The sequence below is a fragment of the Lactococcus sp. S47 genome (genome assembly GCF_016517475.1).
Taxonomy (GTDB): Bacteria; Bacillota; Bacilli; order Lactobacillales; family Streptococcaceae; genus Lactococcus; species Lactococcus lactis.
Genome location: NZ_JACVUB010000011.1, coordinates 19878 through 35909 on the forward strand (window position 1 = coordinate 19878; position 16032 = coordinate 35909).

The following is a 16032-nucleotide window of genomic DNA, read 5'->3' on the forward strand; positions in this document are numbered from 1 at the left end:
ACTAAATACTGACAAATCTGTCAGTATTTTTTTATATAAAGAGTAACAAATGTTATCAATGATGGGTATCAATGCTTAATATCAATACTGGATATCAATGCTTGGTATCAAAAAATGTGGTCGCGCTTCGTATCGCTTTTGTTTAAAATAATTGAGTAACTTAAAAACATTTGAGAACAACAAGATTCCCGTTTCTCAAAAATAGAAATTATTGTTATTTAAGAAAGGAATTTCGAAATGAAATTTGAATTTAAAGGACTTTCTTCATATGAAGAAAATTCAACACCAAACTATGTAGGCGATACTAAAGTACGCAGTGTCATTCAAGACTTCGTTAACATGGATGAAGCAATTGAATTTGTTTCAAATCACCACGGTTTTATAAAAACTGAAGATGGAAAATTTGCTTTTGAAGTAAGAAATATCTCAGCTATCGGTTAATTAGATAAGGACAGTTAGCATGGAACAAAAATATTCAAGAATTTTAGTTGGTATGGATGGTTCAGCAGAATCACTTAAAGCATTTGATGAAGCAGTCAGAGTTGCTAAACGCAATGATGCTGAGCTCATCTTAGCCAACGTTATTGAAAAACGTTCATTTCTTGCCGTGAATACTTACGACACAATTGCCGAAGAACAGCATGAAAATGGAACAAAACTTTTATTGCAACAATTTGCTAAGGAAGCATTGGATGAAGGACTAACAAATGTTAGAACACTTTTGGAATATGGTTCACCTAAAGTAGTAATGGCAACAAAAATTCCTAAGCAAGAAAATGTTGATTTGATTGTAATTGGCGCAACAGGGATTAGTTATATAGAGCGTGTAGTTGTTGGTTCAGTTGCATCTTATATTGTTAATCATGCCACTTGCAATACACTCATCGTTAGAAAATAATAGTCTTACTTAGTCACTCATAAAAAGAGCAGAGTCTCTTTTACTTAGAAATGGAAAAAATCATGAAAAAAGAAAGTATTTTTACTCCTACTTTCGTTATTAACACGCTTATTAGTTTTTTATTTTATATTGTTTTTTACGTCTTAACCTCCTCAATAGGGACTTATGCGCTTCAACAACTTCATCAATCAACAGTTGTTAGTCTTTCTTTATCAAGCGTTTTTGTTATTGGAGCCCTGATTGGTCGGGTTTGGACAGGTATTAATATCACACGTATCGGAATGAAGCGATTGCTCTATATTGGTGGACTTATTTTTCTTGTTTTAACTTTTGGTTATTATTTGACAACTAATATTCCCTTACTCTTTTTGATTCGAGTGATTCAAGGCGCAGGTTTTGGGATTGGTGCAACAGCCTCAGGAACAATTGCAGGTCACGTTGTCCCTGCTTCACGTCGTGGTGAAGGAATTGGCTACTACGCTTTATCTGTTACCTTGGCAGCTGCAGTTGGTCCAGCCCTTTCAATCATGATTTACTCTTCACTTGGTTTTGGTTCTTTACTTGGAATTGCTCTTGGTTTGTTGGTTATTACCTTCATATTAATTTTCTTTGTTCGTGTCAAAGAATTTTCTGCAGAAGAGCGTGCCTATGCCCTGGCGCATGAACCTAAAGGTGTTGAACGATATATTGAAAAATCAGCTCTTCCTATTTCAATTATTGCCTTTTTAGCCGGATTTATTGACTCAGCTATTTTAACAGGAATGGGTTCATTTTCAACAGATCTTAAAATTCCACTTGCGGGATCATTATTCTTCACGATGTATGCCGTGTTAATCTTTGTTTCACGTCCATTCACAGGTCGTTTATTCGATACTAAAGGGGATAACTGGATTTTCAATCCAACATTTATTTTCTTTGCAGTGGCAATGCTTCTTGTTGGATTAGCCGGTTTCTTCAGCCCAGCTATTGGCTTTGTTGTCTTATTAATTGCTGGTGGAGCCTTCGGTCTTGGTTACGGTGGTGTTGCACCATTTGGTCAAGCAATTGCTATTCGTGATTCAAGTAAAGATCGTATCGGTGTTGCAACTTCTACCTTCTTTGGATTTTTAGATTTAGGTGTTGGTGGAGGACCTATTGTTCTTGGAGCAATTATTCCAATGTTTGGAAATGGTATGCTTGGTTTCAGAAATTTGTATCTTTACAGTGCTCCCGCAGTTGTAATTGTTTGGATTATATACTATCTCATTCATGGTAAACATCAAAAATCAAGTTCTAAAGTTTGATTTTAATGATTTACATAAAAAATGATATAATGAAATGGCTACAGCCTTATATAGGCGAATAAATGAACAAATTAGCGAGTAGATGAGTTTTAATAAGATGGAAGAAATGGCAAACGTAAACATTGAATATCTAATCAATACACTAGAGCAAAAAAAAGTCAGTGTCGTAACACGTAAAAAGCATAGCTATATTATGTATCAAGGAATTGAGTCAGAATATATCTACGTCCTTAAAGATGGTGTAGCGAAGATTAGCAATATTTTAAGAGATGGTCGTGAATTTAATATCGCGTATGTTGCGCAGCCAGATTTTGTTTCTTTATTGGAAGAAAAACAAAATGATGGAATCTCAGCATTATTTAATGTCAGAGTGGAATCTCCAACGGCTAATTTTTATAAAATTTCGCGGAGCGATTTTTGGGATTGGGTACGCGAAGATTTAAATTTATTTAGAGTTGTTGATGATTTTTATAAAAGAAGATTGGCACTTAATTTAGAAATTCTTCAAAAAATGACAATTAATGGTAAAAAAGGAGCAGTTTGTGCTTGTCTCCATAGTTTAATTGATGATTTTGGCATTCGTAAGAAAGATGGAATTTTGATTGATTTCACAGTTACTAATGAGGATATTGCAGGCTTCTGTGGTATTTCTACAAGAAACAGTGTCAATCGTATTCTCCACGATTTAAAGGATGAGAAAGTAATTGATGTGATTGATAATAAGATCATGATTTATAATCCTCAATATTTGGAAGAATATATTAGTTAATATAAACAGATAAAAAAGCTACTTTAGGTAGCTTTTTTGTTATAATTAGGTCAGCATGATATCAAAGTATTCAAGGAGGTAAAATGGATAATTTAAAAAAACAAGTCGGCATAAAAGCTGCTGAATTTGTTAAATCGGGAATGGTCGTTGGTTTAGGAACTGGGTCAACAGCAGCCTATTTTGTCGAAGAATTGGGTCGAAGAATTGCCGAAGAACAATTGGAAATTACGGGTGTAACAACGTCCAATGTAACAAGTAGCCAAGCCAGAGCTCTTGGAATTCCTTTAGCCTCTATTGACGAAGTAGATTATGTTGATTTAACAGTTGATGGCGCAGATGAAATTGATTCTTCACTAAATGGTATTAAAGGTGGTGGAGCAGCACTTCTAATGGAAAAAATTGTTGCAACCTACTCAAAAGACTATATTTGGATTGTTGATGAAAGTAAATTATCAGAAAATCTAGGATCCTTTAAAATTCCTGTAGAAGTTATTCCTTATGGCTCACAACAAGTTTTTAAAAAATTCGAAGCGGCTGGCTATGCTCCAACTTGGCGTCTAAATGAGGAAAACGAGAGATTGATAACGGATATGCATCACTTTATTATTGACCTTCATATCTCTCAAATTAAAGAACCAGAAAAACTTGCTGAAGAGCTTGATTTAATGGTTGGAGTTGTTGAACACGGCCTCTTTAATAATATGGTTAAAAAAGTGATTGTTGCTGGCAACGAAGGCGTAAGAATAATAAATAAGTAAATAAAAAATCGTCAATCAGACGATTTTTTTATTTCTTTAACCACTCTTGAACTCCCCATTTATGAGAGCCACGTTTGAGTTTACTAATAGCTGTTTCTGGGTCAAACCAGCTAATATGGTTAAAATCTTCGAGAGGTTTGGAATCAAAGCGGACATTCTTAGTATTATAAATATAGGCGGGATTATAAAAATATTTATCACGATGCGAACTATAAAAATATTCATCTGCTTGCCCTAAAAATTCTCCAATTTCAGCGGTAGCTCCTAACTCTTCCATGAGTTCACGATGAAGTGCTTTTTCTTGATCTTCACCCGCTTCAATTTCTCCCCCAGGAAGAAAATAAGCTCCATTGGGTGCCTGAACGAGACAAATTTCTTTATTCTCTCTTGCGACAATCGAATAGACACCATATCTTGCCTGATAATTTTTCTCTTCATTTTTTTCACCGAAAACTGGAATATGATTCATAAAAAATTCTCCCCAATACTGATTATTATGATAAACATAACTATTTTAAAATAGTTAAAAACCGCTTACAGAAATTTATTACTACTATTCTATCAAAATTCTGTCAAATTTGATAAAATAAGGTACGAGTAAGAAGAACTTATACGACTATCGGATTGAAAGTGAAGATTAGTTCAAAGAGATAAACGATATAAGAATTGCTTTTGCTTATGCAAAGGGCTATGTGAAATCACAGAGCTTTCAAATTTAATTTAGAGAGTTTGAAACATATTACCGAAGGGAACATAGAATAGTGAAAAAAATTAACTTAAGTAAGCTTATTATTATTGCACTCATTATCATTATTGCAGCGATGTCAGCAATTTTTATCTCTGCCAAAAATTTTAAGTCTAACCGTAATCCGTCAGCAATGACTCAAACCATTAATGATGGGACAAGTTTTGTTGACAGAGTACTTGTGGCACCTATCCACTTTGTTCAAGACAAGGCTAATGAATTGTCGAATCTGATGGATACCTACCAACAAAACCAAAGTTTAAAAACACAATTGGCAAAGTCAAAAGATGATGATAATAAATTAAGCGGCCTTGAGTCAGAAAATAAAGAGTTGAAAAAAGCTTTGAAACTCCAAGAAACTTTAACTGATTATCAAACGGTTGCTGCAAATGTGATTACTCGTGAGCCTTCTTCATGGAATGATACACTAGTGATTGATAGCGGTAGTAAGGATGGCTTGACAACAGGTATGATTGTTATGGCAAATGGTGGCGTTGTTGGTCGAGTAACTCAAGTGAATAAAAATAGTTCAAAAGTTGCACTTTTAAGTTCTTCTAAAGGAATTGATAATAAAATTCCTGTAAGAATTGAAAGTGACGGCTCACCTGTTTATGGCATTTTGAGCAGCTATGATTCCCAACAAGAGGCTTATGTAGTTAAAAATATCGACTCACAAGGGAAATTTAAAAATGGAGATTCCGTTTTTACTAGTGGTCTTGGAACGAATTCTGGTAGTCAAGGTGGAACACCAAGTGGTTTACTTATAGGAAAGGTTATCGGTGAAAAGCAAGATAGTGATGGCCTTGGTAAAATGGTTTATATCAAACCAGAAACAAATCTCTATGATATTAGATTCGTCTTTGTGGTCAAAAGCAAAATTGACGGTCAGTAGTTTTTGCTAGATAAGTATTAATTATTATTTTGCTTATGGAAATAAAGCATTAATTTGTTAAAACCAACTAGAATATAAGGAATTAAGTAGTGAGTCGATTTACATTTCAATTTTTTAGTCCAATTATTCTTTTTTTACTAATGATTTTGGACGGTCAAATTACCCATATATTAACGGGGGTTAGCAGCGGGACGTGGGTGCCAGTGAGTCATTTATTTTTGATATTTCTGATGTACAGTGTCACTCAGCACAGACCAAGCTATATTATCATCTTAGCGGCAGTTTTGGGGGCAATATATGATAGTTATTATCTAGGGATTTATGGAATTGCGACCTTATTGTTCCCACTTATTGCTCTTTTTATATATAATATACAGATAACCATATTTACTAATCGCTGGACACGGTTATTTACAACAATTATTATTGTGACGGCTTTTGAAGTTTTTAGTGCAATCATTATGGTAGCTTTTGGATTTGCACATTTAAACTTTATTAATTTTGTTGTTTACCAGCTAGCACCTACACTTTTGCTTAATATTATCTTGGCTGTAGCCTTGCAATTTCCTTTAGAAATCTTTTACAGATTAAAGAAAAGTCACGGAAGATACAATTAGAAAGCGTTTTGTAACCATAAAGAAATGTTTTGGGCGGGTAGGAATAGTATAATATGTTTATTCAACCGAACTTAATGGGAGGAAAAATTAAAAAATTACAGTTATGAAAAAAAAGATTATCTCAGCTATTTTAATGTCTACAGTGGTACTCTCTGCTGCAGCACCGTTGTCAGGGGTCTACGCTGACACAAATTCAGATATTGCTAAACAAGATGCGACAATTTCAAGTGCGCAGTCTGCAAAGGCTCAAGCCCAAGCACAAGTTGATAGCTTACAATCAAAAGTTGATAGCTTACAACAAAAACAAGCAAGCACAAAAGCTCAAATTGCTAAAATCGAAAGTGAAGCAAAAGCGCTTAATGCACAAATTGCAACATTGAATGAAAGTATCGCAGAACGTACAAAGACATTGGAAGCTCAAGCACGTAGTGCTCAAGTTAACAGCTCAGCAACAAACTATATGGATGCTGTTGTTAATTCAAAATCTTTGACAGATGTTATTCAAAAAGTAACAGCAATTGCTACAGTTTCTAGTGCCAACAAACAAATGTTGGAACAACAAGAAAAAGAGCAAAAAGAACTTAGTCAAAAATCAGAAACTGTTAAAAAGAACTATAACCAGTTCGTTTCTCTTTCACAAAGTTTAGATTCTCAAGCTCAAGAGTTGACTTCACAACAAGCTGAACTTAAAGTTGCTACTTTGAATTATCAAGCAACAATTGCTACTGCGCAAGATAAAAAACAATCTTTATTAGATGAAAAAGCAGCCGCAGAAAAAGCAGCTCAAGAAGCAGCTAAAAAACAAGCAGCTTATGAAGCACAACAAAAAGAGGCCGCTAAAGCTCAGGCAGCTTCTACAGCAGCAACAACTAAAGCGGTAGAAGAAGCAACTTCAACTGTTTCATCTAGTCAAGCTTCACAATCAAGTTCATCAAGTTCAAACACAAGTAGCAATAATACATCATCAAATTCAAGCAGCTCAAGTAGCAATTCATCAAGCTCTAATAGCTCATCAAGCTCTAATAGCTCTAATGGTGGTGGAAGTACAAATACTGGTAACAATAATGCTGCTGGTACTGGTAATACTGGTGGTTCAAGTTCATCAGGTATTAATAGCACACCAATTGCTAATCCTTATGCTGGTGGTGGATGTACTGACTATGTATGGCAATACTTTGCTGCACAAGGAATCTACATCAGAAATATCATGCCAGGTAATGGTGGGCAATGGGCAACTAATGGTCCTGCCCAAGGTGTACTCCATGTTGTAGGAGCTGCACCTGGTGTTATCGCATCAAGCTTCTCAGCTGATTTTGTTGGATATGCAAATTCACCTTACGGTCACGTTGCTATTGTAAAATCAGTTAACTCAAATGGTACAATTACCATTAAAGAAGGTGGATATGGTACAACTTGGTGGGGACATGAACGCACTGTAAGTGCGTCTGGTGTAACATTCTTGATGCCAAACTAGTTCAAATTTTTAATAAATAAAAAAATAGTGATTTGATAGTGGGGAATAATTTTCCTTCTGTCAAATCATTTTTTATTATTGTGGTATAATAATAAGGAAAAATGATAAGGGGATAGATACAAATGTGTGGAATTGTCGGCTTTATTGACCGGATGAATCAAAATGATAAATCAAAAACTTTAGAAGAAATGATGAATACTATTGTTCACCGTGGTCCAAGTAGTTCAGGTGAATTTATTGATGAGGGTGCCGCAATTGGTTTTCGTCGTTTGAGTATTATTGACCTTGAAGGTGGAGACCAACCCATTTTCAATGAAGATAAAAGTAAATTGATTACTTTTAATGGTGAAATTTATAACTTCCGCGAATTACGTGAGGACCTTATCTCTAAAGGTCATGATTTTACAACTCATGCTGATACAGAAGTTCTTTTGCATGGTTATGAAGAATATGGTGTAGAACTTCTTCAAAAGCTTCGTGGAATGTTCGCTTTTGTTATTTGGGATAGAGAAAAACAAGAATTGTTTGGTGCTCGGGATCATTTTGGTATCAAACCACTTTACTATACTCAAATGGGTGGAACTTTCATGTATGGTTCAGAAATTAAAAGTTTTTTGAAACATCCAAACTTCAAAAAAGAATTAAATAAAGAAGCTTTAAAACCTTACATGACTTTCCAATACTCTGCTCTTGATGAAACTTTCTTTAAAAATGTTTTTCGTATCAAAGAAGGTCATTACTTTACTTACAAAGATGGGGTCTTGGATATCAAACCTTATTGGGATATGAAAGTTGATGAAAAAGATATGAGCTTGGAAGAATCAATTGATTTGATTGATAAGACTGTTTTGGGTTCTGTTGACGCTCATAAATTTGCTGACGTAGAAGTTGGAGCTTTTGTATCAAGTGGTGTCGATTCTAGTTATGTTGCTTCAACGCTTCGTCCTGAACATACTTATTCTATTGGTTTTGGTCAAGGAACTTTCAATGAATCTAAACAAGCCAAACAATTGACTGATATGATTGGTTTGAACAATACTTCTCGTGAAATCCATGGAGATGAAGCGTTCAAGTATTTCCCACAAATTCAATATTATTTGGATGAACCAGATTCAAATCCTTCTTGTGTGCCACTCTTCTTCCTCGCAGAATTAGCAGCACGTGATGTACGTGTTGTAATGAGCGGTGAAGGTGCCGATGAGCTTTTTGCTGGTTATGAGTCTTATGGATTTAGTACAAATTCTCGTGCGGTTCGTGTTTTCGCAGAAGGTTTGAAGAAATTACCAAAATCTTTACGTTTCTCAATTGCTCGTGGTATTGAAAATAAACATTTCAAAGGTCAAAAACATCTTTATGAATCACTTGCGCCTGCTGAAGATTTCTTTATCGGTCAAGCGAAAGTGTTTGATGAGTCTGAATCAGTAGAGCTTTTGAAAGAAGAATTTAAAGCAGCTCCAACTGTTAAAGATATTGTTGGAAAAACTTACAAAAAGGCCCCAGAAGGTTCTGAACTTCGTAAAATGCAATATCTTGATATGCACCAATGGATGCCAGGAGATATCCTGCTTAAAGCTGATAAAATGGCAATGGCACACTCACTTGAATTGCGTGTTCCACTACTTGATATTGAATTGATGCATACAGCGGAACAAATTCCTACAAAATATCTTTTGAATGAGCATAATACAAAGTATGCTTTCCGCCAAGCAGCTCGTCGTCATTTACCAGAAGAATGGTCAAATCGTAAAAAATTAGGCTTCCCAGTGCCAATTAAAGACTGGTTGCGAGAAGAAAAATATTATAAAGTTGTTCGTCAATTATTTGAACAAGATTTTGTTGCTGAATTCTTCGATCAAGAAAAACTTTTGAAGATGTTGGATGATAACTTTGCAGATAAAAATGATGCACGTCGTAAACTCTGGACAATTTATTCATTCTTGACTTGGTATGATGTTTACTTCATCAACAATGGTGAAAAACCTGCTGTGGTTAATTTTTAAGGGAGGTTTTTGTGTCACAAACAAATAAATTTCAACCTATCTTGTTAGGTTCTGATATCAACGTCTATGGAATGGCTCGTTCATTTCATGAAGAATTTGGAATTACTTCTCTGGCTTTAAGTGCTTCTGGATTAGCTCCAACAAAGTATTCAAAAATTGTTGAAGTACAAACTCATGAAAATTTTGACCATGAAGAAACTTTTATTCAGGTGCTTCGTGATTTTGCAAGTAAACATAAAGACAGTAAGAAAAAATATCTTTTAGTAGCTTGTGGGGACGGTTATGCCCTACTTGCTTCAAAATATCGTGAGGAACTTTCGAAATTTTTTGAAGTGCCTTATATTGACTACGCGCTTTATCGTCAATTAGAAAATAAGCCTGATTTTTACAATATCTGTGAACAATATAATTTACCTTATCCAAAAACGGTATTAGTTAATCCAAAATCAGAAATAGATACTTTAGTAGATGAGTTAACTTTCCCTTATCCAATGATTTTAAAACCAGGGAATTCTATTTCTTATTTAGATGTGCACTTTGAAGGACAGAAAAAAGCGTTCACGATTGCATCTAACGAAGAAATGAAGTTGATGCTGCATCGTTGCTATGAAGCTGGTTATCCTGATGAGATGATTATTCAAGATTTCATTCCTGGAGGGGATGAAAATATGCGTGTTCTGAACGCTTATGTAGATAAAAATCATAAAGTTCGCATGATGTGTTTGGGTCATCCCTTACTTGAGGATCCAAGTCCAAAAGCGATTGGGAATTATGTGGCGATTTTGCCTGATTATAATCAACAAGTTTATCAACAAATTCAGGATTTTCTTGAAAAAATTGAATATACAGGCTTTGCTAATTTTGATATGAAATATGACCCACGTGATGGCTCTTATAAACTTTTTGAAATTAACTTACGTCAAGGACGTAGCTCCTTTTATGTTACTTTAAATGGTTACAATTTGACGCGTTATTTAGTTGCTGACCGTATTAACAATGAACCTTTTACTGAGACAATTTATGGAAAAGGTTCAAAACTTTGGTTAGGGGTTCCTAAAAAAGTATTGCTCAAATATGTAAATCCTAGTTTTAAAGAAGAAATTCGTCGTTTTATTAATTCAGGAAACTATGGGACAACTCTATTTTATTCTAAGGATAACTCACCAAAACGTTATCTTTTGATGAAATATGCATTCCATCGCTATATTGGGGCATTTAAAACGTACTTTCACAAATAAAAATTAAATAAGAAGGACAGGGGGATATAATGGAAAACTTCTTTACAATCTTGGGGGGGATGGGTACTCTTGCGACTGAAAGTTTTATTCATACGCTGAATGAACGAACAGAGGCTTATCGTGACCAAGATTATTTGAATTATATCGTAGTTAATCATGCGACAATTCCTGACCGAACAGATTATATCAAGAATCCTTCATTGGAAAATCCAGAAGAAAAATTGATTGATGATATTAAGATTCACAGTCAACTTTCACCAAAATTTTTCGTTGTTCCTTGTAACACGGCTCATTATTATTTTGATGAGATGCAAAAAGCAACAGAAATTCCGATTCTACATATGCCACGCATTGCCGTTGATAGTATTAGCCATCACTTTCCAAAAGCTAAGAAGGTGGCCGTGCTAGCGACTGAAGGAACAATTTTGACAGGAGTTTATCGTAAGGCCTTGGAAGAACAAGGATATGAAGCGGTAATTCCAGATGATCAATTGCAAGAAAAAATAAATCGCTTGATTTATCAAGAAGTTAAGGAAAATAGAAATCTTAATTTTGAACTTTATAAGGAAATTTTGTCTGATGTCGCGTCAGAAATGAATTGTGAAGTAACCATTTTAGGTTGTACAGAATTGTCAGTCTTATATGAAGCCTATGATTTGACAAAAGAGTACAATATAATAGATGCACAAGCTGAAACTGTACATCGAACAATATCTATGATGGGAAAAAAAGATTTATTAGATGACTATTAAAAAGAAAAAACTTTTTAAAAAAAGGATCGTAATTTTATTTGTTCTTGTGGCCTGTCTACTTATTTTTACTTTAATTGTAAATCCTAAGAATCAAGAAGATAAAAAATTAACATCTGCATCAAAAACTTTTGTCCAAACTGATCGTAAGGGTAAGTACGATTATGTTTTGATGAAAACTGGTGATGTTAATCAAATGACAATCGGAGCCTACCAGGGATGTGAAATTGTTTCTTTTTACAATGCATTGGTCTATTTGGATAAAACTCAGGGTAGGACGGTCACTGATTGGATTGAATCTTTGCCGTATGTGGGTTGGGGAGGTGATCCAGGAAGTGGTTATGCTGGGAATCCTTGGACGTCTGATGAAGACATCCCGGATGGTGGTTTTCCAACGATTTGGCCCACAGCTTTGATGAGTTTTGCTCAAGAAAATAATATCCAAGTTGCTGACTTATCTGGAAAAAGTATTAGCGAGATTAAAGATGCTGTTTTATCAGAACATTTAGTTGAAATGTGGGTGACGATTGATTTTGATGAACCCAATATCACTTACGATGATTATTACGGTTATAAGGTTGTAGCTAATACGCATGCTGTTATTTTAGATGGGTATAACGAAAAGAAAAATGAGTTTCATGTTACTGATCCAATAAAAGGAAAATATTGGTTGGCTGAATCTACAGTTGATTCGGTTTATAGTGGAACAAATCAATTTGCGATAGAATTTTTATAGTGTAATTAGCACTCTTATAAAAAGAGTGCTAATTTTTTTGCCAAAAATGAAAAAACGTGGTAAAATAGTGCTATTGAAAAATTGATTTAGTAAAGGAAGTGAGTAATTTAGAAATGAATAATACTGAATATTATGAACGACTAGGTGTCGATAAAAATGCCAGTCAAGATGAAATAAAAAAAGCTTATCGTAAAATGTCCAAAAAATATCACCCCGATTTAAATAAAGAAGAGGGTGCTGAAGAAAAATATAAAGAAGTTCAAGAAGCATACGAAACGCTTTCGGATGAACAAAAGCGTGCTGCTTATGACCAATATGGTGAAGCTGGAGCCAATGGCGGCTTTGGTGGCGGTGGCTTCGGCGGAGCTTCTGGTTTCTCTGGTTTCGGCGGTGGCTCAGGTGGCTTTGGTGGTTTTGAAGATATATTCTCAAGTTTCTTTGGAGGAGGTGGTGCACAAGTTAACCCTAATGCACCCCGTCAAGGAGATGACTTACAGTATCGGATAAACTTAAAATTTGAAGAAGCTATTTTTGGCGTGGAAAAACAAGTCAAATATAATCGGGAAGAACTCTGTCACACTTGTGGAGGTTCTGGAGCGAAAGCTGGCACACATCCAGAAACTTGTCATAAATGTGGTGGTCGTGGACAAATTAATGTTGTTCGTGATACACCACTTGGACGGATGCAAACACAAGTAACATGTGATGTTTGTAACGGAACAGGTAAAGAAATCAAAGAGAAATGTGAAACTTGTCATGGTTCAGGTCATGAAAAAGTGGCACATACTGTTAAGGTTACTGTACCTGCTGGTGTTGAAACTGGACAAAAAATGCGTTTGCAAGGACAAGGTGATGCTGGTGTAAATGGTGGACCTTATGGTGATTTGTATGTTGTTTTCCAAGTGGAAGCTTCAGACAAATTTGAGCGTGATGGTGCAGAAATTTACTACAAGATGCCAATGGACTTTGTTCAAGCTGCTTTAGGTGATGAAATTGAAGTTCCGACTGTTCATGGAAATGTGAAGTTGAAAATTCCTGCTGGAACACAAACAGGGGCTAATTTCCGTCTAAAAGGTAAAGGTGCGCCAAAACTCCGTGGTTCTGGTAATGGTGACCAATATGTTATTATCAATATTGTCACTCCTAAGAATTTGAATCAAGCTCAAAAAGAAGCGCTCCAAGCTTTTGCTAAAGCAAGTGGTGTTGAAGTCTCTGGTTCAGGTAAAAAAGGTTTCTTTGATAAGTTTAAATAAAAATAAAAGTAAAAGTCGCTTTTGGCGGCTTTTTTTGTTCTATCAGTAATTTTGTTCTCTATTTTTTTGCTGACAAGTTTGTCAGTATTTTTAGGGAAGAAAACAGGAATTTCTGTAAGTTTTTGATATAATAGGGGCATGAAAATTGATAATTATAAGCCTGATTATTTAGTGGAAGCTGTCTATCAACTAGACCCTAAACGTCTGCAAGCCTTGAATGTTCGTGCCGTAATGGTGGATTTGGACAATACTTTAATTGCCTGGGATAATCCTGACGGAACTCCAGAGCTTTTGGCTTGGCTTTTGGATATGCGAGAAAATGGTTTAAAAGTGGTGGTTGTATCAAATAATAAACAAGCAAGAGTTGCTCGTGCTGTGGAAAAGTTTGGTGTTCAATATATTTGGCGGGCAATGAAACCTTTTGCTTGGGGGATAAAAAAAGCCTTGAGATTGCTTGATGAGCGTCCTGAAAATGTGATTATGGTTGGTGATCAATTGATGACGGATATTAGAGCTGCTCATCGTGCCGGCGTCAGAAGTATTTTAGTCAAACCTTTAGTTGCATCAGACTCTTGGAGTACACAAGTGAATCGTTGGCGTGAACGACGTGTTTGGAAAAAATTGATTGCTCGAGATGGTGAGCCTGTGTGGAAAACAAGTTTATAAAAAAAGATTTCAAAAAAGAATTTTACCTGTGGAAAAATAAATTCACAAGTAAAATCCTTTTTTTATCTTATTTTACGGATAAAAACAGAAAGTTTTCCACATAATTGTGAAGTCTTTCCACAAATGTGTGGAAAACTGTGTAAAAGTTTGTGGAAAAGATAAAAAACCTATCGTTAAGACAGGTTTTTTTCTTTATTTATTGTAGTAACCACGTTCTTGATACCATAAATCAGGTTGCCAAGCCCATTCGTGACCATTTTTTTCTAGTAAGTCAAATGCAGCCTTAGGTCCCATTGTGCGAGCTGCATAAGTTGGAAGCTCAGAAGTTTCTTTATCCCAAGCTTCTCGAATAACATCAATAAGTTCCCAGGCGCGAGCCGCTTCTTCCCAATGTGAGAAATTTGTTCCATCTCCATTAAGGACATCTAGGAAAAGTTTTTCATATGCTTCAGGAGAATTTCCAAGAAATTCACTATCGTGTCGGAAATTTAACCGCAAAGGCTCTAAATGGAAGCCTTGACCAGCCGCTTTTCCATTTACTGAAAGTGAAAACCCTTCAGTTGGTTGAATATAAATGGTCAAAACATTTTGAACGGATTGGTCATCGCAATTTTCTGCAAAGAGATTGTCTTTATCTTTTTTGAAAACGATATTAATACGAGTTCCTTTTTCAGTCATACGTTTTCCTGAGCGAACATAGAAAGGGACGCCTGACCAACGCTCATTATCAATGACAAATTTTCCAGCAGCGAAAGTTTCAGTTCGACTGTCTGTTGCAACAGAATCTTCTTCGCGATAGCCTAGGTAATCTTCACCGTCAAAACGTCCTGCGATATATTGACCACGAACGAAGTTTTCTAAAGCTTCCTCAGAAGAATATTGACGGATTGCATTAAGGGCTTTAACTTTTTCTTTTACAATATAAGATTCATCAAATTTTTCAGGTTTTTCCATGGCAATGAGGCTGAGTACTTGTAAGACATGGTTTTGAATCATATCTTTTAAAGCACCAGAAGTTTCGTAGTAACCGCCACGGTCTTCAACACCGATAAATTCGGCAAAAGTAATCTGAACGTTATCAATGTGTTGATTATTCCAAAGCGATTCAAAGATTGGATTGGCAAAACGAACGGCAGAAACGGCCTGGATCATTTCTTTTCCAAGGTAGTGGTCGATTCGGAAAATTTGTTCTTCACTAAATACTTTTGCGAGGCTGTCATTAAGTGATTTTGCCGTATCGTAGCTTGTTCCAAATGGTTTTTCAATGACGATTCTCTCAAAACCCTCACCTGTCAAAATATTTTCTGATTTAAGGTGTTCAGCGATAGTGCCAAAAAATTGAGGAGCCATTGCTAAAAAGAAGACTTGATTGCCAGCAGTTTTATACTGTTTACGCAATTTTTCACCCAAATCTTTTAAGTTAACGTAATGTGAGCTGTCGCTAACATCGTGACTTTGATAATAAAAATGGCTGGCGAAATTTTCGGCTTCTGTTTTTGAGTTCATTAAATCTTTGATAGACTCTAAAACAACTTCACGATAATATTCGTTTGTCCATGGACGGCGAGCGGTACCAATGACTGCAAAATTGTCAGCTAGCTCACCTTTTTTGAAAAGGCGAAAGAGTGAAGGGTAGAGCTTTCTTTTAGCGAGGTCACCAGTTGCTCCGAAGATGGTGAAAAGTGCTTGTTTTTGTTCGGTCATATTTTTTCCTTTTTTAAAAAACAATAATTAATTTACTGACAGACTGATTTAGAATTTCTGTCAGTAAAATTTAACCATTTGTATTAGTTTCATTGACGTAATCATGAGCGTACTGTTCAATATCGGCTTTGAGTTCAGCTTTCATTTCTTGAAATTCGGACTCGCTATAATCGCGCTCGGCTATTTTAGCATTATAAAAGGGAATTGCTAGCTCTTGACGAAGTCGTGTCTCAAGTTCTTGTCTATTCAT

17 protein-coding genes are annotated in these 16032 nt (G+C 35.4%); 14 read left to right on the plus strand and 3 right to left on the minus strand.

The genetic code is table 11. The annotated features are described in order from the left end of the window. The first annotated feature begins 237 nt into the window (after nt 1–237). The 5 genes from IAE52_RS10325 (at nt 238) to rpiA (ending at nt 3708) form a co-directional block, all read left to right on the plus strand. Nucleotides 238–441 carry a hypothetical protein gene (locus IAE52_RS10325; protein WP_003132029.1) on the plus strand — a complete coding sequence of 68 codons (204 nt, stop codon included), beginning with the start codon at nt 238–240 and terminating at the stop codon, nt 439–441. A 19-nt stretch (nt 442–460) separates the two neighbouring features. After that, on the plus strand, nt 461–898 hold the full coding sequence (locus IAE52_RS10330) for a universal stress protein (RefSeq protein WP_033899262.1): 438 nt from the start codon (nt 461–463) through the stop codon (nt 896–898). A gap of 62 nt (nt 899–960) precedes the next feature. After that, on the plus strand, nt 961–2181 hold the full coding sequence (locus IAE52_RS10335) for an MFS transporter (protein WP_200136788.1): 1221 nt from the start codon (nt 961–963) through the stop codon (nt 2179–2181). Nucleotides 2182–2263: 82 nt separating this feature from the next. After that, nucleotides 2264–2950: a Crp/Fnr family transcriptional regulator gene (locus IAE52_RS10340; protein ID WP_012898712.1), complete on the plus strand. Its 687-nt coding sequence runs from the start codon at nt 2264–2266 to the stop codon at nt 2948–2950. An 83-nt stretch (nt 2951–3033) separates the two neighbouring features. Continuing rightward, on the plus strand, nt 3034–3708 hold the full coding sequence (gene rpiA / locus IAE52_RS10345; RefSeq protein ID WP_003132023.1) for a ribose-5-phosphate isomerase RpiA: 675 nt from the start codon (nt 3034–3036) through the stop codon (nt 3706–3708). A 28-nt stretch (nt 3709–3736) separates the two neighbouring features. Here rpiA and IAE52_RS10350 read toward each other — a convergent pair whose 3' ends face one another. After that, a complete protein-coding gene (locus IAE52_RS10350) occupies nt 3737–4177 on the minus strand; it encodes an NUDIX hydrolase (protein ID WP_012898710.1) in 441 nt (146 codons plus the stop codon). Nucleotides 4178–4469: 292 nt separating this feature from the next. On the opposite strand from IAE52_RS10350, the gene mreC reads away from it, so the two are divergent. The 9 genes from mreC (at nt 4470) to IAE52_RS10395 (ending at nt 14078) form a co-directional block, all read left to right on the plus strand. Continuing rightward, nucleotides 4470–5345 (plus strand): rod shape-determining protein MreC, encoded by an 876-nt coding sequence (mreC, locus tag IAE52_RS10355; protein ID WP_033899265.1) that lies wholly within the window; start codon nt 4470–4472, stop codon nt 5343–5345. Nucleotides 5346–5434: 89 nt separating this feature from the next. Further along, the gene (gene mreD / locus IAE52_RS10360; RefSeq protein WP_014570856.1) at nt 5435–5962 is read left to right on the plus strand and encodes a rod shape-determining protein MreD; all 528 of its coding nucleotides are present in this window, start codon (nt 5435–5437) and stop codon (nt 5960–5962) included. A gap of 103 nt (nt 5963–6065) precedes the next feature. Further along, on the plus strand, nt 6066–7436 hold the full coding sequence (locus tag IAE52_RS10365) for a CHAP domain-containing protein (protein ID WP_010906400.1): 1371 nt from the start codon (nt 6066–6068) through the stop codon (nt 7434–7436). A 122-nt stretch (nt 7437–7558) separates the two neighbouring features. Then, complete coding sequence (asnB, locus tag IAE52_RS10370; protein WP_015427227.1) at nt 7559–9436, plus strand: asparagine synthase (glutamine-hydrolyzing); 1878 nt, start codon at nt 7559–7561, stop codon at nt 9434–9436. 11 nt (nt 9437–9447) lie between these two features. After that, nucleotides 9448–10674 (plus strand): carboxylate--amine ligase, encoded by a 1227-nt coding sequence (locus IAE52_RS10375; RefSeq protein ID WP_033899272.1) that lies wholly within the window; start codon nt 9448–9450, stop codon nt 10672–10674. Nucleotides 10675–10703: 29 nt separating this feature from the next. Next, nucleotides 10704–11426, plus strand: coding sequence for an aspartate/glutamate racemase family protein (locus IAE52_RS10380; protein ID WP_109991346.1), 723 nt, complete (start codon nt 10704–10706; stop codon nt 11424–11426). Then, entirely contained in the window at nt 11416–12159 is a 744-nt protein-coding gene (locus IAE52_RS10385; RefSeq protein ID WP_017865247.1) for a C39 family peptidase, read from the plus strand. Before IAE52_RS10380 ends, IAE52_RS10385 begins: the two co-directional genes overlap by 11 nt. Nucleotides 12160–12272: 113 nt before the next feature. Further along, entirely contained in the window at nt 12273–13412 is a 1140-nt protein-coding gene (gene dnaJ / locus IAE52_RS10390; protein ID WP_010906396.1) for a molecular chaperone DnaJ, read from the plus strand. Between the two features lie 138 nt (nt 13413–13550). Further along, the gene (locus IAE52_RS10395) at nt 13551–14078 is read left to right on the plus strand and encodes a YqeG family HAD IIIA-type phosphatase (RefSeq protein WP_003132009.1); all 528 of its coding nucleotides are present in this window, start codon (nt 13551–13553) and stop codon (nt 14076–14078) included. A gap of 192 nt (nt 14079–14270) precedes the next feature. Here IAE52_RS10395 and zwf read toward each other — a convergent pair whose 3' ends face one another. Together zwf and IAE52_RS10405 are read right to left on the minus strand one after the other, a co-directional pair. Then, on the minus strand, nt 14271–15782 hold the full coding sequence (zwf, locus tag IAE52_RS10400; protein ID WP_012898704.1) for a glucose-6-phosphate dehydrogenase: 1512 nt from the start codon (nt 15780–15782) through the stop codon (nt 14271–14273). A 70-nt stretch (nt 15783–15852) separates the two neighbouring features. Continuing rightward, entirely contained in the window at nt 15853–16032 is a 180-nt protein-coding gene (locus tag IAE52_RS10405; RefSeq protein WP_003132007.1) for a hypothetical protein, read from the minus strand.